Origin of the sequence: Amycolatopsis sp. AA4, assembly GCF_002796545.1 — a bacterium.
GTDB lineage: Bacteria > Actinomycetota > Actinomycetes > Mycobacteriales > Pseudonocardiaceae > Amycolatopsis.
Genome location: NZ_CP024894.1, coordinates 1,028,350 through 1,053,779 on the forward strand (window position 1 = coordinate 1,028,350; position 25,430 = coordinate 1,053,779).

Genomic DNA, 25,430 nt, shown 5'->3' on the forward strand with positions numbered 1-25,430 from the left:
GGGCCGCAGGGCTCAGGGGAGGGGCGGGTTGTGTCCGGTTTTCATGTCGACGACGGCGCGTACGAGAACTACGCGAAGCAGGTCGACCCACTCGGCGACGAGGTGCGTTCCGCGGCGAAGGCGCACATCGGCCCGCACGTGACGCTGTCCGGCGACGGGTTCTCCGCGATCGGCGACGAATCCGGCTTCGCCGGCGCGTACGGCGCGCGGATGCGGGCGTTGCAGGAACGGATGCACGCCCTCGGCGGCGGCTGGCGCGACGTCGGCGAGGCCGCTCGGCGCACGCAGGGCAATTACGCCGCGGTCGAGCAGGAACACGGCGACGCGATGCGCAGGCTTTCGTGAACGCTCCAGTCGATCATCTGGTCCGCAACGGACTGGACACCACCAATCAGTTCGCCGCGAAGCTGAAGCACGATCCGGCGGCGATCAACGGCGCGCGCGACGGACATGTCGCGCTGCAGACGTCCGTCGGCCAGGCCAATCAGCACGCGGGCGCGCAGCGGGTGAATCTGGCCCAGGCCAGTTCCGGGGCGACCTCGGAGCGGGCGGTCCAGACGTCGAAGGATCTGGAGAAGGAGGTCCAGGACCTTCTCGACGAGAGCGCGGAAATCGAGCGGGCGGTCGCGGAAGCCGCGGAGACGCTGCACGTCGGCGAGATCCGCCACGACCAGGTGCGGGACGAGATCCTGCGGGAGATCGCGTCCTCGATGAAGGCGCTGGCGGCGGTCAACGGGATCCAGCCGCCGGAGAGCCGAGCGGCCGCGGCGCGGCAGATTCTTTTGCAGCTGCAGACGAAGATCGGGCAGTTGACCGGGCAGGCGGCCACGTTCACCGAGGAGACGCTCGGGAAGCTGACCGGGTTGGGGCAGCGGCTCGGCGGGTCGGAATCGACGTCCGCGAGCAGTGCCACGACTTCGGTGCCGCAGGCGTTCAACAACAACGGCGCGCACGTCAGCCACGGCGGTGGCGGCGGCGACAGCGGCGGCGGTGGCGGAGGTGGCGGCGGGTATGCCGGGAAGCCTCGGCTGCCGGTCGCTGTTCCGCCGCAGCCGGGCAGTGGCGTCGGGATCAACCTGCCGGGCGGGAAAACCGTGATGGCACCGAACGAAACCGCGGCCAAGGCGGTTCGGGCGGCGTTGTCTCAGCTGGGCGTGCCGTATGTGTGGGGCGGGACCGCGCGCGGGCAGGGGCTCGACTGCAGCGGGTTGACCATGACGTCCTATCAGGACGCTGGGTTGCAGTTGCCGCGGACGGCGAAGCAGCAGACGGTCGGGGCTGAGGTGCCTTCGATCGACCAGTTGCTGCCCGGGGATTTGGTGGTGTGGTCCGGGCACGTCGCGATGGTGATCGGCGACGGGCAGATGGTCGAGGCCGGGGATCCGGTGCAGATCAGCAAGATCCGGACGACCAACGCCGGGCAGCAGTTCATCGGGTTCTACCGGCCGACGGGGTGAGTGGTGGCTGAGTTCGACATGGATCACGCGGTGGCGCGGGTGATGGAGGAGGCTTCCCGGACCGGGGAGGCGGCTGCTGCGCGGTTCGAGCGGGCTGGGCCGGTGGTGGGGAAGGCTGCTGCTGGCGGGGTGTCCGTGGAGGTCGCGCCGGGTGGGTTGCTGACCGGGCTGACGTTGACGCGGGCCGCGTTGCGTGGTGGGTCGGACGCGGTGGCTTCGCAGATTGTGGAGCTGTCGCGGCGGGCTGAGCGGCGGGCTGGGGATCGGATGCATCAGGTGTTGGCGCCGGTGCTGGGGGCGGAGGCGGTGGCCGCGTTGGGGTATGAGCCGTTGGCTGAGGATGATCCGGATTTCTATGACGAAGAGCCGGTGACGTGGTGAGGACTTCGGAGCTGATCGAGCTGGCTCGGTCGCGCGAGGCGGCGTTGGGGCAGGTGGCCGCGGTGATGGGGGAGGCTCGGGGGTCGGCTCATGCGGTCGATGGGTCGGTTGAGGTGACCGTGGATGCGTTGGGGGCGTTGAAGCGGTCGTGGCTTGCTCCGTCCCTGATGGGTTGGGATCCTTCGCGGGTTTCGGCTTTGGTGCTTGAGGTGGTTCGGGTGGCTATGGCTGAGGCTGAGCAGGATTGCTACAACCGGGTGGGGTTGTTGTTGGGGGAGGAGACTGGGTTGCTGGTGGAGGCGTTGTCTGGGAAGGCGGCTCCGGCTCGTTCGGCTGAGGATGATCCTGGGATGACTGTGGAGGAGTTTCAGCGGTTGCGGGCGGAGAGGCGGGGTGCTTCTGCTCCTGCTTCGGCTTCGGCTGGTGTGGAGGAGTGGGAAACGTTTGATCCGGCTTCTTTGCGGTCGGATCGGTGAGTTCTTGGGCGGCTCGTCGCCCTGGCGGGCGACATTGCCGTTTTTCGTGGTTGGTTGGGCACCCCGATTTTTTAGTGTGACTACGGCGCTGGGGTGCTTGTCAAGGCGGGAAAGATGCCTTGACAAGCACCCCAGCGCCGTGTTTTTGGCTTTGTATCGGGGATGGGGGAGGTGGGGGTGCCTCGTTGGTTTGGGTGTATTGGCTGCGGTTTCAGGTGGGGGCTTGCGCTCCCGCGGCGACCGTTGAGGTATTTGTGCCGCAATTCCATCTCCATTTGCGGCAGGTGTTGGTGGATCAATGATCTAAGTGTCGACCTGTTTCAGTGCAGTCCGGTCGGATGCTCTCGCATCACCAATCAACGGGAGTTGTGACCACCGCTTGTGTTCGGCGGAACCTATGGGAGGCGGCGGAGAAGGGCGCGAATCCGGCCGTTCAGTGCAGTCCGGTCGGATGCTCTCGCATCGCCAATCAATGGGCGTTGCGACCACCGCTTGTGTCCGTTGGACCCTGCAGGTAGCGGAGTCCGTGCGGGAGGAACCCGGCCTGTTCAGCGCAGTCGGGCCGGAACCACTCGCGCCACAAAAACCAGGCGCTGCGGCCACCGCCTGCGTCCGTCGAACCCTGCGGGGAGCAGGGCCCGACGGACGGGCGCCGGAGAGGGGGTGCGCACGCGCTCGTGCGGATGGGCACCCCCCTTGCTAGCCGCGTTCGATGAGGTGGCCTACTACCTCCGGGCCGGGGTGGGCGTGGCCTGAGCCGTCTCGGCGGAGGTCTGTTTCCGGGAGTTCTACTGGGTCGCCGGTGCGGCTTGCGCCTGCTGGGCGCGGGCCTACCCAGGCGACTTGCACCTCGGTTTCTCCCTTGAGGAAGCGGTGGGCTCGCACGCCGCCGGTGGCTCGGCCCTTTGCGGGGTATTCGCTGAAGGGCGTGACCTTCACGCTCTGGCCCGTCGCGGTCACGACCATCGGTTCGCCGTGTTCTTCGTCGTCGGTGCGGATGGCTCCGAAGAAGATCGCGGTGGCGTTCGCGGCCAGTTTCATGCCTGCCATGCCTCCGCTCTTGGTTCCTTGCGGGCGGATCAGGCTCGCGGCGAAGCGCAGCAGCGACGAGTCCGACGAGATGAAGGCCAGGGTTTCGTTTCCGTCGGTCAGCCAGGTCGCGCCGACGATTTCGTCGCCGGGTTTGAGGCTGATGACCTCGAATTCGTCCGAGCGCACTGGCCAGTCCGGGGCGCACACCTTCACTACGCCACCGCGCGTGCCAATCGCCAAGCCCGGCGAGTCGCCTGCTTGTTCGCCCAGCGGGGCGATGCCTACGACTCGCTCGCCCTTTTCCAGCGGTACCAGTTCTTTTGCCGCCATGCCGCCGCGCAGCGACACCGTGCCTGCTTGTTCCGGGAGCACGGGCAGGGGCAGCACGTCCGTCTTGAACGCGCGGCCTCGGCTGGTCACCAGCAGCACCTGGCCGCGTGCGGTGGTGTGCACGACGGCCGATACAGCATCGTGTTTGACGCGGCCGTTTCTGCGGCGGACTTCCGACGCCTCTTCGGATTCCGCTGCCGTGCGGGCCACCAGGCCGGTCGCCGACAGGATCACCTGGCACGGGTCGTCCGCTACTTCCAGCGGGCCGGACGGCTTCGACGCGGCCAGGACTTCCTTCAGGTCCCCGTCGATCAGGCGGGTGCGGCGCTCGGTCGGGAAGTCCTTCGCGATCTTCGCCAGTTCCGTCGACACGAGCTTCTTCAAGACCGACTCGTCCTCGAGGATCGTGGTCAGCTCGGCGATTTCCGCGCGCAGCTTGTCCTGCTCGTTTTCCAGCTCCAGCCGGTCGTACTTCGTGAGGCGGCGCAGCGGGGTGTCCAGGATGTAGGTCGCCTGGATCTCGGACAGCTTGAACTTCGTCATCAGGCCGTCCTTCGCGGCGGCCGCGTTTTCGCTTTCGCGGATCAGCCGGATGACCTTGTCGATGTTCAGCAGCGCGATCAGCAGACCGTCGACCAGATGCAGGCGCTCTTCGCGCTTGCGCCGGCGATAACGCGTGCGCCGCGTGACGACCTCGTAGCGGTGCTTCAGGAAGACTTCCAGCAGCGCCTTCAGGCCGAGCGTCTGCGGCTGGCCATCGACGAGCACCAGGTTGTTGATGCCGAACGACTGCTCCAGCGGCGTGAGCCGGTACAGATCCGCCAGCAGCGCTTGCGGGTTGACGCCCACCTTGCACTCGATGACGAGCCGCGTGCCGTTCTCGCGGTCGGTGAGGTCCTTGACGTCCGCGATTCCGGTGAGCCGCTTGGACTTGTTGACCTCGTCGGTGATCTTCTCGATCACCTTCTCCGGGCCGACACCGTACGGCAGCTCGGTCACCGTGATGGCCTGCCGGCCGCGGCTGCCTTCCAGCGGGCCGGTCTCGACGTTCGCGCGCATGCGGACCACGCCGCGGCCGGTTTCGTAGGCCTTGCGGACCTCGTCCAGGCCCAGCAGGCTGCCGCCGGTGGGCAGGTCCGGGCCGGGGACGTACTCCATCAGCTTGTCGAGCGTGGCGTTCGGATGGTTGATCAGCCACCGCGCGGCGCCGATCACCTCGCCGAGGTTGTGCGGGATCATGTTGGTCGCCATGCCGACCGCGATCCCGGACGTGCCGTTGACCAGCAGGTTCGGATACGCGGCGGGCAGCACCGAGGGCTCTTCGAGCGAACCGTCGTAGTTCGGCCGGAAGTCGACGGTGTCCTCGCCGAGTTCGCCGACGAGCAGCATCGCCTCGTTCGACATCCGGGCTTCCGTATAACGCGAAGCGGCCGGTCCGTCGTCTGGGCTCCCGAAGTTTCCGTGCCCGTCGATCAGAGGGACGTTCAAAGAGAAGTCTTGTGCGAGCCGCACCATGGCGTCGTAGATCGCCACGTCCCCATGCGGGTGGTACTTGCCCATGCAGTTGTGGACGACGAAACCCTCGGTCGCGAATTCGTGGTCTTCCGCGCCGACCTGAATATCGTAAGTGACCTCGGGTTCGACCCGTTCGACGGAAACCACTTCGAGGAACGAGAAACCGTTCAGCGCGTCGAGCCGGTCCGCGAGCGGGGAGCCGATCCGGCGCAGTTTCTCGATCCAGCCGTCCTGGTGCGCCCTGGAAAGCCGGAACGAGCGGTCCTCCAGCGCGGTGCCGTGCCGGTCCTTCCCGTAGCGGACCGCGGTGCCGGTCCCCATCGACAACGACGCCCGGAACGCGGTTCCGCCAGTGTCGCGGAACCATCCCCCGCCTCGGTGCGCGGCGGAGAACTCGGCCATGACCCCCTTGTTGGGCAGCCGGTCGTTCCCCTGTTTCCCGCCGTACTCGTAGGCGATCTCAGTGAGCTTCTCGAGGCTGCTCTTTTTGTAGCCGATGGTGATCCACGGCAGCATGACGCGGGCCAGTACCGCCGCGTCGGATCCGCTGACGGACAAGCCCAGCAGCGTCTTGTGCCCGGCTTGCCTGGAGTTGCTCCAGTGATGACCGTGGACGCCGAGGTCCGCGAGCATCGAGTAGACCTGCCGGACGAGCTTTTCGCTCGTGCTGACATAGACGAGCTCGCGGTGGTTCTTCCGGATGTAGCCGTCGCCGTCGAAGAGACCGGCGAGGTACGGAGCCCAGGTGGCCCGGTCCGAGAGGACCTCCTCGGGCACGAGCTTCGCGTCGCTGCGCGGCCCGCCTGCCGCGAGCAGGCCGTCGTGCCGGGCGAAGGTGAGGATGTGCTGGTCGCGCCATTCCGGTTTGGCCGCGACGCGAGTCCCTCGAGACACGCTCACCCCGCTGGCCGTCGCCCACTCGTGCACGGCGTCGAGGGGTTCGATGTCGCACATGTGGATCCGGACGCGCCCGTCCGCAGGGCGATTCCGGTCGACGGCGAACCCTTCCGCCGTGATCAAGCCGAGCAAATAGGCGTACCGGCCCCCGCCTTGCGGCAGGCTTTCCCGGCGGCCGCTGCCGTAGGCGAGGGTCAGCCGTCCGGTCAGGTCGCGGGCGGCCGTCCAGTCCAGGGTCGAATCTGCCGCCACAGTCCGGAACCGCTGTCCGGGGGTGACGAGCATGGTGTGCCCGTTCGACCACGTGATGCGGACGAGTTCGTCCGGCGGGTTCTCGTAGACCTCGGCGACGGGCACGGCCTTGCCGCGGCTGTCCAGGACCTGGTCGCCGACCGCGATGGATTCGATCGGCCGGAGCCCGTCCGGCGTCGACACCAGCGCGCCGCGCACGAAACAGTCGCCGACCACGCGCGACGACTTCACGTACGCGTGCGTCGGGCGGTAGCCGTTCTCGTTCATCGAGAACAGGATCCGGCGGTGCACCGGCTTCAGGCCGTCCCGCGCGTCCGGGAGGGCGCGCGAATGGATCACCGAGTACGCGTACTCCAGGTACGAGTCTTCGATCTCCGTCTTCAGCGGGTTGTCGAAGACCTGCGCGCCCGGCGAGTCGAACGCGCTCGGGTCCACCCGGGTCACCGGGGTCTTGCTACGGCGAGCCATGGCTCACAACTCCTTGGGAACGAACGGAAAACTCAGACGTCGATGGCGTCGCGGTCGACGCGGTCGGACGATTCGACCAGCCAGTTGCGCCGCGGCTCGACCTTCTCGCCCATCAGCAGTTCCAGCGCCAGCTCCGCGGCCTCGACGTCCTCGAGCGTGATCCGCCGGACCGAGCGCGTCGCCGGGTTCATCGTGGTTTCCCACAGTTCGTCGGCGTCCATCTCGCCGAGGCCCTTGAACCGCGGCACCGGCGTGACGACCTGCTTGCCCGCCGCCTCGAGCTCGGCGACCTTCTGCTCCATCTCGCGCTGGGTGAAGGTGAAGATGGTCTCCGAGCCGCGGCCCTTCGTGGTGATCTTGTGCAGCGGCGGCATGGCCGCGTACAGCCTGCCGTCCTCGATCACCGGGCGCATGTACTTCGCGAACAGCGTGATCAGCAGCGTGCGGATGTGCGAACCGTCGACGTCCGCGTCCGCCATCAGGATGACCCGGCCGTAGCGCATCGTCGAGAGGTCGAACGTGCGGCCGGTGCCCGCGCCGAGCACCTGCACGATCGACGCGATCTCGGCGTTCTTCAGCGTGTCGCCCAGCGACGCCTTCTGCACGTTGAGGATCTTGCCGCGCAACGGCAGCAGCGCCTGGTACTCCGACACTCGCGCCATCCGCGCCGAACCGAGCGCGCTGTCGCCCTCGACCAGGAACAGCTCGCTGCGCGAGACGCCGGTGGTGCGGCAGTCGACCAGCTTCGGCGGCATCGCCGCGCCCTCGAGCGCGGTCTTGCGCCGGGCGGCGTCCTTCTGCTGTTTCTGGGTGAGCCGCACGCGCGCCGCGTCGACCACCTTCTGCAGCACGATTTTGGCCTCGGACTTGGTTTTCCGGTCCTCGGTCCAGGCGCGCACCTGCTTGTCGACGATGCCCTGCAGTACGCGCGTGATGCCCGCCGTCGACAGTTCGTCCTTGGTCTGCGACGTGAACTGCGGCTCCGGCAGCCGGACGTGGATCACCGCGGTCATGCCCTCCAGCACGTCCTCGGTGGTCGGCGGGTCCTCCTTCGCCTTGAGCAGCCCGCGGGTTTTGCCGATCGCGTCCTGCAGCGCGCGGGTGACCGCGCGGTCGAACCCGCGCCGGTGCGTGCCGCCGTGCACGTTGCGGATCGTGTTGGTGAAGCACTCCACGGTGCGCTCATAGCCGGTGCCCCAGCGCAGCGCGACCTCGACCTCCGCGTGTCGCTCCACATTGGACTGCATGACGCCGTTGGCGTCCGCCGCGTTCTCCTTGTACGTGCCCTCGCCGGTGATCATCAGCGTGCCGCAGACGGGTTTTTCGCTGTCCGGGGCGAGGAAGTCGACCATGTCCGCCAGCCCGTTCGGGAAGTGGAAGGTCTCCTCGTTGATGGTGTCCTCGAACGTGGTGCGCAGCACGTACGTGACGCCGGGCACGAGGAACGCGGTGTTGCGCAGCTTCGTGCGCACGCCTTCGACGTCGAGCGCGGCGCCGGTTTCGAAGTACCGCGCGTCGTACCAGTAGCGGATCGACGTGCCGCTCCGCTCGCCGCGCTTCATCTTGCCGACGAGGTTGAGCCCGGAGCGGCGGGTGAACTTCGCCTTCGGGCCGGGTCCGTCGAACACGCCGGGCACGCCGTGCGCGAACGACATCTGGTGGACCTTGCCGTTCTGCTTCACCGTGACGTCGAAGCGGTGCGACAGCGCGTTCACCGCCGAGGCGCCGACGCCGTGCAGACCGCCGGACGTCTTGTATCCGGAGCCGCCGAACTTGCCGCCGGCGTGCAGCCGGGTCAGCACCAGTTCGACGCCGGAAAGGCCGGATTTGGCGTGCACACCGGTGGGGATGCCGCGGCCGTCGTCGTCCACCTGGACGCTGCCGTCGGCGTGCAGCGTGACGACGATGCGCGTGGCGTGGCCGGCCACGCCCTCGTCGGTGGAGTTGTCGACGACCTCGGAGAACAGGTGGTTGATGCCACGGCTGTCGGTGGAGCCGATGTACATCCCGGGGCGCTTGCGGACCGCCTCGAGTCCTTCGAGGTGGGTCAGGTCGTCGGCCCCGTACAGAGTCTCAGCAGTCACGAGGTCGTTCTCCCGGATCGAGGCGAGCTGTTCGGTGGGCAAACAGGCGGCCGGAGCAGGGGCCCCGGGCCGTCACCGTACTGCAGGATATCCGCACCCCCCGACAGGAACTGGCCGCTGCGCCCCCGGCGGCGTCCGGCAGCGTGTCCCAGGTCACCGGTATAGTCCTGAAGGAATACATCTTCCACGCGAGTAGTTGTGCCGACAAGCAAGGTACGAAGCAACCGGCTAGGGAGCGGTCATGCAGTTCGGAATCTTCTCGGTGGGCGACGTCACGACCGACCCCACCACGGGCGTCACGCCCACGGAGCACGAGCGCATCAAGGCGATGGTCAAGATCGCGCTCAAGGCCGAAGAGGTCGGTCTCGACGTCTTCGCCGTCGGAGAGCACCACAACCCGCCGTTCGCCGCGCCGGCGAACCCCACGGTCCTGCTCTCGAACATCGCGGCGCGGACGGAGAAGATCGTCCTTTCGACGTCGACCACCCTCATCACCACGAACGACCCGGTGCGCATCGCCGAGGACTACGCCATGCTGCAGCACCTGGCCGACGGGCGGCTCGACCTGATGATGGGCCGCGGCAACACCGGCCCGGTCTACCCGTGGTTCGGCAAGGACATCCGCGAGGGCATCCCGCTGGCCGTCGAGAACTACGCGCTGCTGCACCAGCTCTGGCGCGAGGAGGTCGTCGACTGGCAGGGCAAGTTCCGCACCCCGCTGCAGGGCTTCACCTCGACGCCGCGCCCGCTCGACGGCGTGCCGCCGTTCGTGTGGCACGGTTCGATCCGCAGCCCGGAGATCGCCGAACAGGCCGCGTACTACGGCGACGGGTTCTTCGCGAACCACATCTTCTGGCCGACCTCGCACTTCCAGCAGCTGATCGCGTTCTACCGGCAGCGCTTCGAGCACTACGGGCACGGCAAGGCCGACCAGGCCATCGTCGGGCTCGGCGGGCAGGCGTTCATCCGGCCGAAGTCGCAGGACGCGTGGACCGAGTTCCGGCCGTACTTCGACAACGCGCCGGTCTACGGGCACGGGCCGTCGCTGGAGGACTTCACCGAGCAGACGCCGCTGACCGTCGGCAGCCCGCAGGAGGTCATCGACAAGACGCTGACCTTCCGCGAGCACTTCGGCGACTACCAGCGCCAGCTCTTCCTGATGGACCACGCCGGCCTGCCGCTGAAGACCGTGCTGGAGCAGCTCGACCTGCTCGGCGAAGAGGTCGTGCCGGTGCTGCGCAAGGAACTGGAAGCGAAGCGCCCGGCGCACGTGCCGGACGCGCCCACGCACGAATCGCTCAAGGCGGCTCAGGCGGTCAACGCCTGACCCGGATACCTCCGGACTGAGTGGAGAGGTCATGACTGCACGCACTATCGCCGTGGTCACCGCGGGCTTGAGCCAGCCGTCGTCGACGCGGCTGCTGGCCGACCGGCTGGCCGAGGCCACCCGCGCCGCCCTGGTCGACGACGACGTGACGGTGAAGGTCTTCGAACTCCGCGACATCGCGGTGGACGTCACCAACAACATGCTCACCGGGTTCCCCAGCCCGCAGCTGCGGGAAGTGATCGACACCGTGACGCGCGCGGACGGCTTGATCGCCGTGACGCCGGTGTTCACCGCTTCCTACAGCGGGCTGTTCAAATCGTTCTTCGACGTGCTGGACAAGGAAGCGCTCGACGGCAAACCGGTACTGCTCGCCGCGACGGGCGGTACGGAACGGCATTCGCTCGCCCTCGACTTCGCGCTGCGACCTCTCTTCGCCTACCTTCGCGCGACTGTGGTTCCGACGGGCGTGTACGCGGCGTCGTCGGACTGGGGCAGCGTCGAGGCGACGGGTGCGTTGCAGCAGCGAGTGGAGCGGGCTGGTCGCGAGTTGGCTCGGTTGGTGGCGGCGGCGCCTGAGGCGAAGCCGGGTGACGAGTATGCGTCGGTGTCGTTTGAGCAGTTGCTGGCTGGTCATTGACGGCCGCTCCTCGCGGTCAAGAGCGCTTGCGGCGCCGGGGTTTCCGGGTTAAGGAGAAGTTCTGCCTCGACGGCGAACCCGGCGTCGCGTAGCCACGTTGACATGCGTTCCCGGGGGCGGCGGTGCACCTGGACCTTCATCGGGTGGCCGCCGTAGCCGTGCGTTTTGAGCCGGGTTTCGTCGCCGACGTGGTAGAGCAGCTGGAGCAATCCGCCGGGGTGCAGTGCTTGGCGGAAGTTCGCGAGGACGGCCGGGAGCAGGTCGTCCGGCAGGGGGATGACCGACTGCCACGCCACGATTCCGGCCAGCGACGTGGCGGGCAGAGGGTCGGTCATCGAGCCGACCTCGAAGCGCAGGGTCGGGTAGTCGCGCCGGGCGACCTCGATCATGCCGGGGGAGAGGTCGACGCCGTAGGCGGCTACGCCGAGTGCGTTGAGGTGGGCGGTTACCTGCCCAGGCCCGCAGCCGAGGTCGGCGACTGGGCCGTCGTCGACTTGGTCGGCGAATAGCCGCAGTGCGGCAAGCAGATACGGCTGTTTGCCGAGCGCGTCGCGAACGAACGTGGCGTAGTCCTCCGCCACGGTGTCGTACGACGTTCTGGTGTCGGTGAGCCAATCCACGTCAGCCTGCCGGGGTCTGGGCGATGAGAACGGTGGCGCGCGTGGTCCAGCCCAGCGCGGAATACAGCTGTTGCCCATCCGCGGTGGCGACGAGAATCCCGGTGGTCGCGCCGTGGGCCATGGCGTTTTCCACCAGGGAACTCATCACCACACTGCCGAGGCCGCGGCGACGATGCTCCGGGACGGTTTCGATCCGGTCCGCGATCGCGTCGGTGCCGACCACGGCCATGGTTCCTCGTGCTGCGACTCCCGAATCGGGATGTCGCAACACGGTTTCGCACACCGTCCCGTTCATGGTGGAGGTACCCGTGTAGGGCGGCGGGGATGGACGCGGCGGATGTCGGCGTAGGGGAATCGTCATGAGCGCTTCGCGTGCGTCCCGCAGCTTGAGCCCAGCCTCGCGCACGATCGCCTCGGCTTCCTCCGGCCGGTTTGTTGGCACGGTCAGCCAGGTCGGTCGTTCTGCTGCGGCCACCTCTGAAGCGAGGCCGCGCAGGACGGCACGCTCGGGGGACAACGCGATGACCTCGCGATGCCGATCCGGTTGTCCGAGCAGGACGTGCAGCCCGCCGCGGGTTTCTTCGGCGGGACGGAATCCTCGGGAGACACCCCATCCCGCCTGCCAGCGGCGGATGAGGTCGGGCAGTGATTCGACCACGCTGAGCAGCTAAGCACGGGGCACCGACAAAAACGGCCGGAGTCCAGTATGGACAGTCCAGCTGGCAGTACCGCGAGCCCGGCGGCACACTGGGCCGATGGGATTGGGCAAGCCAGTGCGCCGGGTGCTGCTCTCGGTCGTCGGCGGGGTGCTGGTGATCGTCGGGGTCGTGCTGCTCGTGCTGCCGGGGCCGGGGTTGCTGCTGGTGCTCGCCGGATTGCTGGTGCTCGCGTCGGAGTTCCCAGCGCTGCAGCGATTTGTCGACCCGGTGCGGACGCGGGCGATGCGGGCCGCGGAGGAGAGCGTGTCCTCGCCGCTGCGCATCGCGGGCTCGGTGGTGGCCGGACTGGCCCTGCTGGCCGCGGGGATCGTGTGGGGGACGGTGCGGTCGCTGCCGCTGAGCGGGTGGAGTACCGGGACCAGCCTGATTCTGTCCAGCTTGATTCTCTTCGCGTTGCTGATCTGGAGCTACCGACGGGTGCGGGCGAAGCGCGAGTCTCAGGCGAGCGCGGCGACGAGGCATAGGTAGCCGCCTCCGCCGATCACGACGCCCGCCACCGCGCCGACCGCCACCTGGGCCGAACTGTGGTCTTTCAGCTCGACGCGCGACCAGCAAACCCACGCCACGGCAAGGAAAAGCACGGCAAGCCAGGAACTGTAGACCTTCATCAGCATCACCGTCGCCCCCGCGGCGACCATGGCGTGCATCGAGATCTTGAACTTCAGGCCGAAGGTCACCGCCAGCGCGACGACAAGGCAAGCCAGTTCGGCGGCGGCCAGCGCGATCATCTCGTGCGGCGCACCTCCGACGAGCAGCACCGCGAATCCCAGCGCGAGGGAGCCGATGCAGGCGGCGAACGGCACGAGCCGACCGGCGCGGTCGGTGACGTGGTGGCTGTCCCACTTCCCGCGTTTCGCACCGCGCACGATGACCGCCATCGGGATCAGCGAACCGGTGACGCCCACGATCAGGCCCCACAGCACAGCCTCGCCGAGGTGGTGACCGGTGACCTGCCAGGCCACCACGAGCGGAAGGCCCAGCACCCACACCCACGGAGCGAGGACTTCCGTCGCGGTCCGCGCGAGGAGGTTGCGGGGAGCCAGTTCGTCCGGCGGGGCGGATGGCACGGCTGGGCTCCTCGGGGTTGATCGTTCCGGCGCTGGGGAATGGTATCGGGGCCCGGCAATAAAAGTGCCTGGACCTGCGAACTCGCAGGTCCAGGCACCAACCTCAAGAGGCGTAGAGCTTAGCCACCTCCGCAGCCGACAGCGCCCGGTCGTACAGATGCACCTGGTCAACCGCCCCGTTGAGGAAGTCGACCGGGTTGCCGCCGTACTTCCCGCGGCCGATCACGGTGTTTCCGGTGGACGCCTCGCCCAGGCAGACGCTGCGCGAAGCCGCCAGCTGGCCGTCCACGTACAGCGCCAGCTGTCCGGTCGCGGCATCCCGCACCCCGACCAGGTGGTACCAGCGGCCGGCTTCCGGGGTGATCGGCGCGAGCGCCCGCGTTCCGACGAAGCTGAACGCCAGCTTGTGGTCCGCGCCGGAATACTGCAGGAAGAACGCGCTGTGGTCGTTCCCGTCCTGGCTCACCACGGTCTGGAAACCGTCGCCGACCGCGTTGAACTTCACCCACGCGGCGACGCTGTAGCTCAGGTCGGTCTTCACCAGCGGGGCGCCGGTGTCCGCGTACTGGCCGGAGCCGTTCACCGCCAGGGCCGAACCGCTGTGGCCGGCGGTCCACGAAGCGCCGCCGACGAGGGTGGCGTCGTGGTGGCCCACGGTGTCCGCTGCCGTGGTGCCGCTGTTCTCGTCGAACGGGTACGCGGCGATTCCGTCGATGCCTGGCGTGCCGGGCGGGATCACCGGACCCTGTTGCGGCGAGCCGTCGACGCCGTTGATCACCGACAGGTTCGCGGCCCGGACGGCGGCGAAGTCCATCTTCTTCACCTGACGGTCGTAGGTGTAAAAGCCGTTGACCTCCTTCTCCACGTCAGTGGTCTGCGTGTACACCCCGGCCGACACGCCGCATTGCCGTCCGGCTAGCAGCAGGCGTTGCTGGAGTTCGGCGTAGCGGCGGGTGAGCGTGGCACTGTCCGGCTCCATCTCGTAGGCGAAACTGCCAGCCGGGTCGAACTGGTGCCCGTCGACCTTCAGGCCCAAGCCGCCGTATTCGCCGTCGACGGCGGCGCGCGTCGCGTCCGGCACCGGGGTTCCGGGGCCGGTGTAGGTGTGGTCGTCGTAGATGTCACCGCGGCCGCTGTCCGGTTCGGACCGGCAGCAGTTGACGCCCGACTCCGCGTCCACGAGCCGCGTCGGGTCCCAGGCCTTGACCTGGTCGGCGATCCGGCCGACGGCGTAGTCGCCCCAGCCTTCGTTGAACGGCACCCACGTGACGATCGACGGGAAACTGCGGTGCTGGTCGATCATCCGGTGCAGTTCGGATTCGAAGTTGGCCTGCGCCGCGGGGGTCGCCTCGACGTCGTCCTTCATCGCGGGCATGTCCTGCCACACCAGGAGCCCGAGCTTGTCCGCGTAGTAGTACCAGCGGCCCGGTTCGACCTTGATGTGCTTGCGCACCATGTTGAACCCGAGCGCCTTCTCCTGCTCCAGGTCGAACTTCAGCGCCGCGTCGGTCGGCGCGGTGTAGATGCCGTCCGGCCAGAAACCCTGGTCCAGCGGGCCGAGTTGCATCACGAACTTGCCGTTCAGCATCATCCGCTGCTTGCCGTCGGCGGTCTTGCCGATCGAAACCGACCGCAGGCCGAAGTACGAGCCGACACTGTCCCCGGAGGACAGTGAGACGCGCAGGTCGTACAGGAACGGATCGTCCGGCGTCCACAGGTGCGGCTTGTTCACCTTGAGCTTCAACGGAGTGTTCGCCGGTCCGGTCGCGAAGCCGACGACGCGGCCGTGGTCGTAGGCGACGGCTTGCACGCGTTGGTTCACCGGCCCGCCCACCACGGCGTTCACGGTGACCGAACCGCTGGCGGCGTCCGGCGTGGTGTCCACCCGGGAGATGTAGGCCGGGGTCACCGGTTCCATCCAGACGGTCTGCCAGATGCCGGACGTCGGGGTGTAGAAGATTCCGTCGCCGGGTTTGCGTTGTTTGCCGAGCGGTTGCCCGCCCGCGTCGTTCGGATCCGTGACGCCGACGACGACTTCCTGGTCTTTCCCGGTGGTCAGCGCATTGGTGACGTCCGCGGAAAACGCGTCGTAACCGCCGGTGTGGCGGGCGACCTGATGGCCGTTGACCCACACCGTGGTGTCGTAGTCCACCGCCTGGAAGTGCAGGATCAGCCGCTGGTCGCGGCCGCCGACGTGCCAGTTCTTCGGCACCTCGAACGTCCGCCGGTACCACATCGACGTTTCGTGCCGCATGATCCCGGACAGCGCCGATTCGACCGGATACGGTACGAGAATGCGTTCGTCGAGACTGCGTTTGATCGGCGGGGAATCACCGGGCTTGGCGGCGGAGAATTCCCAGACGCCGTTGAGGTTTTGCCAGTTGTCGCGGGTCATTTGCGGCCGCGGGTACTCGGGAAGGGCGTTGTCCGGCGAAACCTGGTTGGTCCACGGGGTGGTCAGCGGCGGGGTGAGACGGTGCCATTGCGGCGGATCGGCCGCGGCGGCGGGGACACTCGACAACCCGGACACGGCCACGGCGAGCGCGGCGGCCGCCGTGGCCAGACGGCCGGGTCTGCGGGCAGGACGGACCATCGTCGAACCTCCTAGTGACAGGTGGATCAGCGCGGATGGAACTGCACGGGGGTCAGGATCGGCGGGAGCGGGCCAGCAGGCGCTGGATCACGACGACGACCAGCAGGAACGCGCCGCTGACCACCGTCTGGTAGTTGGAATCGAGAGTGCCGACCTGGTTGATCACGTTCTGGATCAGCGTCTTCAGCAGCACGCCGACGAGCGTGCCGACGACGGTTCCCGCGCCGCCGGTGAGCAGGGTCCCGCCGATGACCACGACGGAAATCGCGTCCAGTTCCGTGCCGACGCCGAGCACGGTGACGCCCGATTGCAGGTACGCCGCGGTGAGCACGCCGGCGAATCCGGCGAGCGTGCCGCTCAGCGTGTAGAGGGTGATTTTGGTGCGGGCCACCGGAAGCCCCATCAGCAACGCGGACTGTTCCGAACCGCCGAGGGCGAACACCGACTGGCCGAACCGGGTCCGGCGCAGGAGAAGCCCGCCGAGTCCGAAAAGGACCAAAGCGAGATACACCGGTACGCCGATGCCGAAGATCTTGCCTTGGCCCAGCCAGAGCAACGCCGAACCCGGACCCACTTTGTACGTCGTCGCGCCCTCGTTGGTCAAGGCCAGCAAGAGCCCGCGAGCGAACAACAGCGAGGCGAGCGTGACGATGAACGGGGCCATTTTCGTGCGGGCGATGAGGAGCCCGTTGATCAGGCCGATCAGCCCGCAAACGACTAGCGGCAACAGGATCGCGACCACCAGGCCGTAGCGGGAGCCGTACGCGGCCAGCACGCCGCCGAGCGCGTACACCGAGCCGACGGACAGGTCGATCCCGCCGGAAATGATCACGAACGTCATGCCCAGCGCGATCACTGCCAGGAAGGAACTTTGCAACGCGAGGTCGCGCAGGTTGTCCGCGGAGCCGAAGCGCGGGAAGGCAAACCACGCGGCGGCCACGCCGAGTACGAGGACTACGGCCGCGCCTTGGCGTTGCAGCACCGCGGCGAACGCCGCGCCGCGTTCCGACGGCGGGGCGGCGGTGGTCGCGATCATCGCGTGCTCCGTTCCCGGGCGACGTACACCGCGGCGACGATGATGGCGGCCTGCACCATCTGCGCGGCGGAATCGGGCAGGTTGTGCTTGATCAGCGTGGCGTGCACCAGTTGCATGAGCAGCGCGCCGAACACCGTGCCGAGCACGCGCACGCGGCCGCCGGTGAGCGGAGTGCCGCCGACGACCACGGCGGTGATCGCGGACAGTTCCATCAGCAGGCCGAGGTCGTTGGGGTCGCTCGCGGCGAGCCGCGCTGTGGACAGCACGCCAGCGATGGCCGCCAGCGCGCCGGACATGGCGTACACGCCGATCAGGACGCGTTTCACCGGCAGCCCGGCGAGGGTCGCCGCGGGACGGTTGCCGCCGACCGCGACCAGGTGGCGGCCGAAGGTGGTGCGCCGTACCAGCAATCCGGCCAGCACCGAGAGAACGGCAGCGACCAGGACCATGATCGGCACGCCGAGTACGTCTCCGGTGCCGAGCGCGAGGAAGTCCGGATTGTGCAGCTGCACCAGCTGTCCGTGCGCGATCACGAGTGCTAGTCCGCGACCGCCGACGAGTAACGCCAGGGTGGCGATGATCGGCTGAATACCGAGCTGCGCCACCAGAAACCCGCTGAACAGCCCGGACGCGACCCCGGCGATCAGCGCCACCACGATCACCATCACCGGCCCGGCCCCGAGATACAGCGGGACGAGCGCCGCGGCGACCGACATCACCGAGCCCACCGACAGGTCGATGCCCTCGGTGCCGATCACCAGGGCCATGCCGAGCGCCACGATGCACACCGGCGCGGCCTGCACCAATTGCGTGCGGAAGTTGGCCGCGGAGAGGAAGTTCTTCGTGAACGCGATGTTGAACAACAGCAGCACGACCACGGCCAGATACACGCCGTAGTTCTGCAGCCAGCTCGTGACGCGGGCGCGGTCAGGTCTCGTCAGTGTCGCGGTCGACATCGTTGTCACCCCCTGCAGCTATCGCCGCCAGCACGTTGTCCTCGGTGACCGCGTCGCCGGCCAATTCGGTGGCGACGCTGCCGTCGCGCAGCACGACCACCCGGTCCGCGCCGTCGAGAATCTCTTCCAGTTCCGACGAAATCAGCAGCACGCCGAGCCCGTCCTGCGCCAGTTCGTCGATGAGCGCCTGCACCTCGGCCTTTGCCCCGACGTCGATGCCGCGGGTCGGCTCGTCGAGCAGCAGCACTTTCGGTCCGGTGGCGAGCCAGCGGGCCAGCAGGACCTTCTGCTGGTTGCCGCCGGACAGCTCGGACACCTTCTGCTCCGGACTGGACGCCTTGATCCGCAACCGTTCCATGAACGTCTTCACCACGCGGTCCTGTTTGGACCGGCTGACGAAGCCGAAAGTGGACAATCGCGGCAGCGCGGCGAGCACGATGTTCTCGCGCACGGACAGGTTCGGAATGATCCCGTCCGCCTTGCGGTCCTCGGCCAGGAGCGCGATCCCGGCCCGCATCGCCGCGGAGATCTTCCCGCGCTTCAACGGCTTTCCGGCGACCAGCACGGTACCGCCGTCGAGCGGGAAAGCCCCGACCACTGCCCGCGCGGTCTCGCTCCGGCCGGACCCGAGCAGCCCGGCCAGTCCGACGACCTCGCCCGGCCGCACGCTCACCGAAACGTCGTGCAGTTTGTTCCCTCCAGACAAATGAGAGGCCTGCAGCAACGGTTCCTTCTCCGCATGATGCTCCTCGCCGAACGCGGTGACGCCCTCAGCGCGGATCTGCCGGATCTCCCGGCCGAGCATCATCGACACCAGTTCGATGCGCGGCAACGGCTTCAGCGGTCCACTGTGGACCACGCGACCGTCCCGCAGCACCGTGACGCTGTCGCACACCCGGTACAGCTCGTCCATCCGGTGGCTCACGTACAGCACCGAGATGTCCTCGGCGTGCAGCCGGGCCAGCACCTCGAACAGGGTGTCCACTTCACGCGGTTCGAGCGACGACGTCGGCTCGTCCATCACGACCACACCGGCCTTTGTGGACACCGCGCGAGCCAGCGCGACCATCTGCTGGGCGCCGACCGCGAGCGTGTGCAGCGGACGCCGCACGTCAGTGTCGATTCCGTACCCGCTGAGCAGTTCGCGCGCCTGCTCGTTCATCGCGGACCAGTCGATCAATCCGGTGCGGGTGCGCGGTTCCCGGCCGAGGAAGACGTTGCTCGCCACGCTCATCAGCGGGACGAGGTTCACCTCCTGGTAGATGGTGGAGATCCCGGCGCGCTGCGCGTCGATCGGCCTGCGGAACTCGACCGGCTCGCCGAGGTGGCGCACCTCGCCCTCGTCCGGCCGGTACACGCCGGTGAGGACTTTGATCAAAGTGGACTTGCCCGCGCCGTTTTCCCCTACCAGCGCGTGGACTTCGCCGCGGCGCAGGCGGAAGGAGACGTTGTCGAGGGCCACGGTGCCGGGGAACCGTTTGGTCACCCCGGACACCTCGAGCACCGGTGCGGTCATGGTCGCCACCTGGGTGTCGGCCGTGCTCGTCATCAGTACGCGTTCCCGACCTTCTGGGCCGCGTTCGATTCGTCGTACGAGTCGTCGGTGATGACGATGCTCGGCGGGATCGGCTTCCCGTCCTCGAACTGCTGCAGCGTCTGGAACGCCAGCTGCCCGAACCGCGGGTTGGACTCGATGACCGCGTTGTAGCTGCCGTCGACGATCAGCTGCACCGCGTTGCGGGTGCCGTCGACGGACACGACCTTGACGTCCTTGCCGGGGTTCTTGCCCGCGGTCTTGAGCGCGTTCACCGCGCCGATGCCCATCTCGTCGTTCTCCGCGTACACCGCGGTGAGGTCCGGGTGGCTCTGGATGAGCTGCTCCATCACCGACTGGCCCTTGGACCGGTCGAACTCGCCGGTCTGCTCGGCGACCACGGTGAGACCGGGCGTCTTCGCCAGTTCGTCCTTGAAGCCCTTCGTGCGGTCGGTGGTCACGTTGTTGCCCGAGGAGCCGAGCAGGATCGCGACCTTGCCGTTGCCGCCGGTGGACTTCGCCAGCGCGGCGGCCGCGCGGTGGCCCTGTTCGATGAAGTTGGAGCCGATGAAGGTGAGGTAGTCGGTGCACGGCTTCGACGTGACCTGCCGGTCGATGGTGACGACCGGGACCTTCTTCGCCTTCGCCGCGTCGAGCGCGGGCTGCAGGCCGTCGGAGTTCAGCGGGGCCACGATGAGCAGCTGCGCGCCCCGGTCCAGCAGCGATTTGATGTCCGAGATCTGCTTGTTGAGGTCACTCTGCGCGTTCGTGGTGAGCAGGTGGTCGGCCGGGATGCCGAGCTTGCCCGCCTCGCCGCGGATGGACTGCGTCTCGGCGATCCGGAACGGGTTCGCCTCCTTCTCCGACTGGGAGAAGCCGACGATGGCGGTCTTCGGGTCGAGCTTCGGGTAGCCGGTCTTGTCGATGGTGCAGCCGTCGGCGGTCGGCGCGGCGGACGCGGCCGAGGCGGCCGGACCGGAGCCGTTGCTTTGCGCGGCCGGGGTTTCCTCGCGGCTGGTGCACCCGGCGAGCACGAGTGCCGTGGCGGCGCCGGCGACCAGAGCGAAGCGGGCAGGGACGGACGGGGACACGGCGGACTCCTCGCAGCCGACGACTGGGGCAACCCGCTCGGCGGAGTGACGCCCGTCACCCCGCTGAGCTCCGGCTATTTTTACATCGTTGGAACAACGTTGTAAACAGGCAAAACGTCGCTACACTACGTGGTCGTCGGGGCTGGTGCCGAGAGCCTCGCGGGCTCGTGATGGGCTCTGGGCGGACGAGATGAGGAGTCGGCGTGGCCGTGACCCTGAAGGACGTCGCGACGCTGGCGGGCGTTTCGGTGAAAACCGTGTCGAACGTGGTGAACGGCTACGCGTTCGTGAAGCCCGAGAACCGGCGGCGCGTCGAAGAGGCGCTGGCCGCGACCGGATACCGGCCGAACGTCGGCGCGCGCAACCTGCGGCGCGGGCGGACCGGGTTCCTGGCGTTGATGGTGCCGGAGCTGAGCATTCCGTACTTCGGCGAAATGGCCGGGCTGGTGATCACCGCCGCGCAGCGCCGCGGATGGAGTGTGCTGATCGAGCAGACGCAAGGGACTCGCGACCGGGAACGGGCCACTGTGGACTCCCTGGGCCCACATCTGGTCGACGGCGCGCTGGTGCATCCCGAAGCGCTCGAAGCGGACGATTTCCCTGATGCCGACGGGCAAATCCCGTTGGTGCTGCTGGGCGAGCACGCGGTGGACGTCGCGCTCGACCGGGTAGCGATCGATAACGTGCAGGCCGCGCACGTCGCGGTGTCGCATCTGGTGTCGCTCGGGCGCCGGCGGATCGCGGCGATTGGGGCGAACCCCAAGCGCGGGACGTCGTCGCTGCGGCTCGCGGGTTACCGGGCCGCGTTGGCGGATGCTGGGTTGCCGTCGGCGGATTCGTTGGTGGAACCGGTCGCGAAATACCACCGCGCCGAGGGGGCAGCGGCGATGAAACGCTTGCTGGCACAGGAAGAACCGCCGGACGCGGTGTTCTGCTTCAACGACCTGCTGGCCGTCGGCGCGTTGCGCTCGGCGGCCGAGCACGGGCTTCGGGTGCCCGACGACATCGCGATCGTCGGCTTCGACAACACCGAGGAGAGCGCGTTCAGTCTTCCCGCGCTCACCACAATCTCCCCGGACAAGGCGGCCATCGCCGAGGCCGCGATCGACCTCATCCACCGCCGCCTCGCCGGTACCGAGAGTGCTGCGCCGCGCTCGGTGCAGCCGCCGTTTTCCCTGGAGGTAAGGGAAAGCACGGTCGGTTCCTAGAGCAGGCGCACCGCCAGCACGAGGATGACCGCGCTGGACAGCAGGGCGGTGCCGAGCCGTCCGCGGGGACCGGTGAGGCCGCGTCCGAGCAACGCTCCGCCGATGGCCAGCAGCAGTTGCCAGCTGGCCGAAGCGGCGAACGCGGCGGCGGCGAACACGGTGCCGTCGGCCGGTCGGTCGCCGAGGACGAGCGCGGTGAAGTAGATGATGGTGGACGGGTTGAGCAGGGTGAGGCCGAGCAGGGTCGCGTACGCGCGGAGCGGGTGTGGTTCCATTGCCAGCAAAGGCGTTTGCGGGGATCGATAACGCCGGATGGCCCGGACTGCGGTCCACGCGGCGAGGACGAAGAGCGCGGCGGCGGAGATCAGGCGCAGGGGAGTGGTGATCGGGGCGAGCACCGGGGCCAGCGCGGCCCCGCCGGTGGTGGCGAGCACGGCATAGATGCCGTCCGCGGTGGCCACACCCATCGCCGCGGCCGCCCCGACCCGCCACGACGTGCGCGCGGTGAGCTCGACCAGGTAAACGCCGATCGCGCCGACCGGCATGGCGATCCCGTACCCGGCGACAAGCCCCGCGACGAGCGCGGCGCTCATCGCGCGGCCTGGCTGGTCCCTTCCCGCGTCGTCTGCTGCTTGCCGTGCACGGACAGGCAGCGGGACGGACAACGGCGGGCGGGTTCGGTGGTCATGGCCGGAATACTCGGTTGTCCGGCAGGGGATGGGCAACCGAATTTCCGGCTATGCGCGCGCCGCCACCTTGTCGATCACCGTGGCCACCGCCTCCGGTTGCGAGAGCAGCGAATAATGACTGGCCGCCAACTCGACACAGTCCGCCCCCGCTCGCTCAGCGAACCAGCGCTGCAAGTCCGGGTTGAGGATCCGGTCCTCTGTGGACACCGCGTAAGCGGTCGGCAGGTCACGCCAAGCACCAGGGCCCGCCGGTGCGAGAAAGCACTCGGCGCGGGCACGCCGTTGCACCGCGGCGAGCGCGGCGGCACGTTCGGGAGTCAGATCTGCGGCGAGCGCGTAGTGGAAACGGTCCGGGGCAAGCGACGACCAGCCGTCCTCGTGGAACACCATCGCGTCGTCACCGGGGGAATCCGGGAAGCGCTCGTTCAGCGAGGGCACGGTCTCGCCTTCGTCCGGGACATACGCCGCGAAGTAAGCCAGCGCGTTGACCCGCGGATTATCCTTCGCCGCACCGGAAATCACCGCGCCGCCGTAGGAATGGGCGGCCAGCACGACCGGGCCGCTGAAGGCAGCGATCTCCCGCCGAACCTCGGCGATGTCGTCGGCGAGCGAGGTCATCGGCAGGTGCACCGCCCGAGCCTGATGCCCCTGCCGGTGCAGTGCCTCGAGCACGTCCAGCCAGACCGACCCGTCGGCCCAGGAACCGTGAACCAGAACGATTTCCGCCATGAAATGCCTTCCCTTCGTCTGAAGGCAAGCCAACCACCGGCGGTCCCGCGGGATTCCCTGTCTCACCGGAATACGGCGGATTCCGGCCTCAACCGAGGCCCGAACGGCGCGATCCGACACCGGAGAAAGCGGCGGCCGGGACGCGCCCGGCCGCCGCTCGCTCGGTCCGGCTCAGCCGGCGTGGTCGTAAATCCGCTGCTGCGGACCGGAGACCGCGCTGAGGCCGTTGGCCCACAGCCGCTGCACCCGGGACGCTTCCTGCGAGTTCGGGTTGGCGTTGTGGCAGGACGGGCCGGGGCCGCCGCCCGACATCAGTTCCGAGCACGGGCCGGAGTAGTGGTCCGGCAGACCGAGCGCGTGGCCGGTCTCGTGCGCGGTGATCCGCGTGTTGTCGTATTGGCGGGCCTGGGTGTAGTCGATGAAGATGGTGCCGTGGCCGTGCCCGTCGGTCTGCGCGTACGACCCGCGGGGGTCGTTGCCCTCGACGTACCGCAGCGTGGCCCCGGACGAACGCTCGACCAGCTTCACGTTGGTGACCGCGCGGTTCCAGTTCGCCGCGCCCGCGTTGATCGCGGCTCGGAACGACGGTGCGCCGGACGTCGAGTAGTAGACCGTGGCCGCCGCGACGGCGGAAGGAGCCGGAGCGGCGACCGCTACGGCGCCCGAGAGCGGGGCGGCGGCCAGCGCGAGTGCGACCGCGCCGGACAGCACGAACTTCCTGGACATAAGAAAGCTCCTGGGGGGATCGGGGAGTTTGCCGGGTTTGCGCGCGCTCAACCCAAAGTAGGCAGAAGCTCCCGGATTGTGACCCCCCATTCGTACGGTCCGGCAACTGGTGATTTCCCAGTGCTAACGACGGGTTGACACCGCGGTCACCACGGCTGCATCTCGTCGTCGTCCTCGCCCGCGGCGCGCCTGCGGTGCGGACCGGACGTCGGCCGGGGCGGTTCGGGCACGGCCGGGGGAGGCGGCGGGGTGTTTCCGGGCGGCGGCATCGGCGGACGGCTGTGCGTCGCGCCGCCCGGCGGCGGCATCGGGCGTCCGTAGGCCGCGCTGCCCGGCGGAGTGGTGGTGCCCGGCGGAGGTCCCGCGTGCCGGGCAGGCGGTTCGGACCGCGGCGGCTCGGCCGGGGGTTCCGGTTCGTCCTCGGGTTCCGGCAGATACGACTTGACCACGTTCATCATCTCGCTGTCGCCGGCGATCGGCTCGAACGCGTTGATGACGTCGCGCGACACCTGGCGCTGGGCTTTCCCGTAGGCGTCCATGATGGCGGCGGTCAGCCGGGCGCTGCCGTGCCGCAGGGCGCGGTCGTCGATTTCGAGGTTCTTCAGCGCGCCGTTCGGGGTCACCGAAACCGAAACCAGTCCGTCGCCCGATTGCGCGCGGCCCTCCGCGGTGCTCAAGGTCTCCTGCAGGGCAACGCTTTTCGCCTGCATCTCGTCAATCCGCCGCTGGAAGTCGTCCAGCCACCCCTGATCGTCCACCGGCGAACGCTATCGGCCGCCCTCGCCCAGCCGGTGAACCTCGGATGGCTGACGGGCTACGAAACGACCGACATCCGCGGCGGGCCGGAGCGGGACCGGGCAACGCGAGCGGTAACAATGGGCAGGTGTCCGAAGAAGTCCAGGCCCGCACGCGCAACCGCTGGGGCGAGGGCGAACGGCTGCGCGGGGAAATCCTCGCCGCGGCCAGCAGGCTGCTGTCGGAACTCGGCGGCGAGGACGCGCTCACCATCCGCGGCGTCGCCCGCGCCGTCGGCATCGCCCCGGCCAGCATCTACCAGCATTTCAGCGACCGGGCCGCGCTGGTCGCCGGCCTCGTCGAGCACGAGTTCGGCCGGCTGCGGCTCGCGATGGAAGCGGCCGAATCCCGGGTGCCCGCCGACGACGCGGTGGGCCGGGTGCGAGCGCTGCTGCACGCGTACTGCCGGTTCGCGATGGACCACCCCGGCCACTACCGGCTGATGACCGCCAACGGGGCCAGCCGCACGTCGCCGGAGGTCCGGCCGCACGGTCCGACGATCGATCTGATCGACCGGATCACCGCGGCGTTCGCCCGCTGCGCCGAGTCCGGGGCCGCGCTCCGCGTGCCCGCCGACCGGGCCGGAGTGATCGCGTTCGTCGGCGCGCACGGCCGCGTCGCGCTGTTCCATTCGTCCGGCAAACAGCCGAGCGAGGACGCCGTGGTGAGCTTCGCCGACGAGCTGCTGTCGCTCATTTTCGCTTGAACCACGGGCGTTTTCTCCCGTTCGCCACCCTCGTCCACGGCCATCCCGGTGATCTTGACCCGCGCGTCTGGCCAGTCGTTCACCGATTCTCCTAACATGTGTTCG

The 25,430-nt window shown here is 68.5% G+C and carries 23 protein-coding genes; 9 read left to right on the forward strand and 14 right to left on the reverse strand.

What is annotated here, in order from left to right; all coding sequences use genetic code 11:
• Nucleotides 1-30 precede the first annotated feature (30 nt).
• From CU254_RS05020 to CU254_RS43930, 4 genes are read left to right on the forward strand one after another with little or no spacing between them, the layout of a single operon-like run.
• A complete protein-coding gene (locus CU254_RS05020) occupies nucleotides 31-345 on the forward strand; it encodes a hypothetical protein (protein WP_009073352.1) in 315 nt (104 codons plus the stop codon).
• The gene (locus CU254_RS05025; RefSeq protein WP_009073354.1) at nucleotides 342-1,457 is read left to right on the forward strand and encodes a C40 family peptidase; all 1,116 of its coding nucleotides are present in this window, start codon (nucleotides 342-344) and stop codon (nucleotides 1,455-1,457) included. The genes CU254_RS05020 and CU254_RS05025 overlap by 4 nt, the downstream gene beginning before the upstream one ends.
• Complete coding sequence (locus tag CU254_RS05030; RefSeq protein WP_009073356.1) at nucleotides 1,458-1,838, forward strand: hypothetical protein; 381 nt, start codon at nucleotides 1,458-1,460, stop codon at nucleotides 1,836-1,838.
• A gap of 53 nt (nucleotides 1,839-1,891) precedes the next feature.
• A complete protein-coding gene (locus CU254_RS43930) occupies nucleotides 1,892-2,314 on the forward strand; it encodes a YbaB/EbfC family DNA-binding protein (RefSeq protein WP_369871175.1) in 423 nt (140 codons plus the stop codon).
• A 699-nt stretch (nucleotides 2,315-3,013) separates the two neighbouring features.
• On the opposite strand, the gene CU254_RS05040 is transcribed toward CU254_RS43930, so the two are convergent.
• Entirely contained in the window at nucleotides 3,014-6,808 is a 3,795-nt protein-coding gene (locus CU254_RS05040) for a DNA topoisomerase (ATP-hydrolyzing) (RefSeq protein WP_050788114.1), read from the reverse strand.
• A 32-nt stretch (nucleotides 6,809-6,840) separates the two neighbouring features.
• Nucleotides 6,841-8,892 (reverse strand): type IIA DNA topoisomerase subunit B, encoded by a 2,052-nt coding sequence (locus CU254_RS05045; RefSeq protein WP_037716599.1) that lies wholly within the window; start codon nucleotides 8,890-8,892, stop codon nucleotides 6,841-6,843.
• Between the two features lie 241 nt (nucleotides 8,893-9,133).
• Here CU254_RS05045 and CU254_RS05050 point away from each other — a divergent pair, with 241 nt between their 5' ends.
• The gene (locus CU254_RS05050) at nucleotides 9,134-10,219 is read left to right on the forward strand and encodes an LLM class flavin-dependent oxidoreductase (protein WP_009073365.1); all 1,086 of its coding nucleotides are present in this window, start codon (nucleotides 9,134-9,136) and stop codon (nucleotides 10,217-10,219) included.
• Between the two features lie 31 nt (nucleotides 10,220-10,250).
• Nucleotides 10,251-10,856 carry an FMN reductase gene (locus tag CU254_RS05055; protein ID WP_009073368.1) on the forward strand — a complete coding sequence of 202 codons (606 nt, stop codon included), beginning with the start codon at nucleotides 10,251-10,253 and terminating at the stop codon, nucleotides 10,854-10,856.
• On the opposite strand, the gene CU254_RS05060 is transcribed toward CU254_RS05055, so the two are convergent.
• The gene (locus CU254_RS05060; protein WP_037712593.1) at nucleotides 10,850-11,476 is read right to left on the reverse strand and encodes a trans-aconitate 2-methyltransferase; all 627 of its coding nucleotides are present in this window, start codon (nucleotides 11,474-11,476) and stop codon (nucleotides 10,850-10,852) included. The two genes, CU254_RS05055 and CU254_RS05060, sit on opposite strands and share 7 nt — an antisense overlap.
• A gap of 1 nt (nucleotide 11,477) precedes the next feature.
• Nucleotides 11,478-12,134 (reverse strand): GNAT family N-acetyltransferase, encoded by a 657-nt coding sequence (locus CU254_RS05065; protein ID WP_199785802.1) that lies wholly within the window; start codon nucleotides 12,132-12,134, stop codon nucleotides 11,478-11,480.
• A 97-nt stretch (nucleotides 12,135-12,231) separates the two neighbouring features.
• Between CU254_RS05065 and CU254_RS05070 the strand changes: the two genes are divergently transcribed.
• On the forward strand, nucleotides 12,232-12,663 hold the full coding sequence (locus tag CU254_RS05070; RefSeq protein ID WP_009073373.1) for a PGPGW domain-containing protein: 432 nt from the start codon (nucleotides 12,232-12,234) through the stop codon (nucleotides 12,661-12,663).
• On the opposite strand, the gene CU254_RS05075 is transcribed toward CU254_RS05070, so the two are convergent.
• The 6 genes from CU254_RS05075 to CU254_RS05100 form a co-directional block, all read right to left on the reverse strand.
• Nucleotides 12,633-13,262 (reverse strand): hypothetical protein, encoded by a 630-nt coding sequence (locus CU254_RS05075; protein ID WP_009073375.1) that lies wholly within the window; start codon nucleotides 13,260-13,262, stop codon nucleotides 12,633-12,635. The two genes, CU254_RS05070 and CU254_RS05075, sit on opposite strands and share 31 nt — an antisense overlap.
• Before the next feature lie 103 nt (nucleotides 13,263-13,365).
• Nucleotides 13,366-15,855, reverse strand: a complete 2,490-nt coding sequence (locus CU254_RS05080; RefSeq protein WP_009073377.1) for a glycoside hydrolase family 2 — start codon at nucleotides 15,853-15,855, stop codon at nucleotides 13,366-13,368.
• Nucleotides 15,856-15,907: 52 nt separating this feature from the next.
• Nucleotides 15,908-16,891 (reverse strand): ABC transporter permease, encoded by a 984-nt coding sequence (locus CU254_RS05085; RefSeq protein ID WP_009073379.1) that lies wholly within the window; start codon nucleotides 16,889-16,891, stop codon nucleotides 15,908-15,910.
• Nucleotides 16,888-17,847: an ABC transporter permease gene (locus CU254_RS05090; protein ID WP_037712597.1), complete on the reverse strand. Its 960-nt coding sequence runs from the start codon at nucleotides 17,845-17,847 to the stop codon at nucleotides 16,888-16,890. Before CU254_RS05090 ends, CU254_RS05085 begins: the two co-directional genes overlap by 4 nt.
• Nucleotides 17,819-19,396: a sugar ABC transporter ATP-binding protein gene (locus CU254_RS05095; protein WP_009073382.1), complete on the reverse strand. Its 1,578-nt coding sequence runs from the start codon at nucleotides 19,394-19,396 to the stop codon at nucleotides 17,819-17,821. Before CU254_RS05095 ends, CU254_RS05090 begins: the two co-directional genes overlap by 29 nt.
• On the reverse strand, nucleotides 19,396-20,472 hold the full coding sequence (locus tag CU254_RS05100) for an ABC transporter substrate-binding protein (protein ID WP_009073384.1): 1,077 nt from the start codon (nucleotides 20,470-20,472) through the stop codon (nucleotides 19,396-19,398). The genes CU254_RS05095 and CU254_RS05100 overlap by 1 nt, the downstream gene beginning before the upstream one ends.
• Nucleotides 20,473-20,675: 203 nt before the next feature.
• On the opposite strand from CU254_RS05100, the gene CU254_RS05105 reads away from it, so the two are divergent.
• Nucleotides 20,676-21,680 (forward strand): LacI family DNA-binding transcriptional regulator, encoded by a 1,005-nt coding sequence (locus CU254_RS05105; protein ID WP_009073386.1) that lies wholly within the window; start codon nucleotides 20,676-20,678, stop codon nucleotides 21,678-21,680.
• On the opposite strand, the gene CU254_RS05110 is transcribed toward CU254_RS05105, so the two are convergent.
• From CU254_RS05110 to CU254_RS44785, 4 genes are all read right to left on the reverse strand, one after another.
• Nucleotides 21,677-22,273, reverse strand: coding sequence for a LysE family transporter (locus tag CU254_RS05110; RefSeq protein WP_009073388.1), 597 nt, complete (start codon nucleotides 22,271-22,273; stop codon nucleotides 21,677-21,679). The two genes, CU254_RS05105 and CU254_RS05110, sit on opposite strands and share 4 nt — an antisense overlap.
• Before the next feature lie 144 nt (nucleotides 22,274-22,417).
• Entirely contained in the window at nucleotides 22,418-23,098 is a 681-nt protein-coding gene (locus tag CU254_RS05115; RefSeq protein ID WP_037712599.1) for an alpha/beta fold hydrolase, read from the reverse strand.
• A gap of 171 nt (nucleotides 23,099-23,269) precedes the next feature.
• Entirely contained in the window at nucleotides 23,270-23,824 is a 555-nt protein-coding gene (locus CU254_RS05120; protein WP_037712601.1) for a snapalysin family zinc-dependent metalloprotease, read from the reverse strand.
• Nucleotides 23,825-23,970: 146 nt separating this feature from the next.
• Nucleotides 23,971-24,582 (reverse strand): YbaB/EbfC family nucleoid-associated protein, encoded by a 612-nt coding sequence (locus CU254_RS44785; RefSeq protein WP_009073393.1) that lies wholly within the window; start codon nucleotides 24,580-24,582, stop codon nucleotides 23,971-23,973.
• Nucleotides 24,583-24,707: 125 nt separating this feature from the next.
• Between CU254_RS44785 and CU254_RS05130 the strand changes: the two genes are divergently transcribed.
• Nucleotides 24,708-25,325, forward strand: coding sequence for a TetR/AcrR family transcriptional regulator (locus tag CU254_RS05130; protein ID WP_100266705.1), 618 nt, complete (start codon nucleotides 24,708-24,710; stop codon nucleotides 25,323-25,325).
• The last annotated feature ends 105 nt before the right edge of the window (nucleotides 25,326-25,430 follow it).

Coding starts and splice junctions, on each gene's coding strand:
- CU254_RS05040 (WP_050788114.1), bottom strand. CDS start 6,808: ATGGCTCGCCGTAGCAAGACCCCGGTGACCCGGGTGGACCCGAGCGCG.
- CU254_RS05050 (WP_009073365.1), top strand. CDS start 9,134: ATGCAGTTCGGAATCTTCTCGGTGGGCGACGTCACGACCGACCCCACC.
- CU254_RS05055 (WP_009073368.1), top strand. CDS start 10,251: ATGACTGCACGCACTATCGCCGTGGTCACCGCGGGCTTGAGCCAGCCG.
- CU254_RS05070 (WP_009073373.1), top strand. CDS start 12,232: ATGGGATTGGGCAAGCCAGTGCGCCGGGTGCTGCTCTCGGTCGTCGGC.
- CU254_RS05080 (WP_009073377.1), bottom strand. CDS start 15,855: ATGGTCCGTCCTGCCCGCAGACCCGGCCGTCTGGCCACGGCGGCCGCC.
- CU254_RS05085 (WP_009073379.1), bottom strand. CDS start 16,891: ATGATCGCGACCACCGCCGCCCCGCCGTCGGAACGCGGCGCGGCGTTC.
- CU254_RS05090 (WP_037712597.1), bottom strand. CDS start 17,847: ATGTCGACCGCGACACTGACGAGACCTGACCGCGCCCGCGTCACGAGC.
- CU254_RS05095 (WP_009073382.1), bottom strand. CDS start 19,396: ATGACGAGCACGGCCGACACCCAGGTGGCGACCATGACCGCACCGGTG.
- CU254_RS05110 (WP_009073388.1), bottom strand. CDS start 22,273: ATGAGCGCCGCGCTCGTCGCGGGGCTTGTCGCCGGGTACGGGATCGCC.
- CU254_RS05115 (WP_037712599.1), bottom strand. CDS start 23,098: ATGGCGGAAATCGTTCTGGTTCACGGTTCCTGGGCCGACGGGTCGGTC.
- CU254_RS05120 (WP_037712601.1), bottom strand. CDS start 23,824: ATGTCCAGGAAGTTCGTGCTGTCCGGCGCGGTCGCACTCGCGCTGGCC.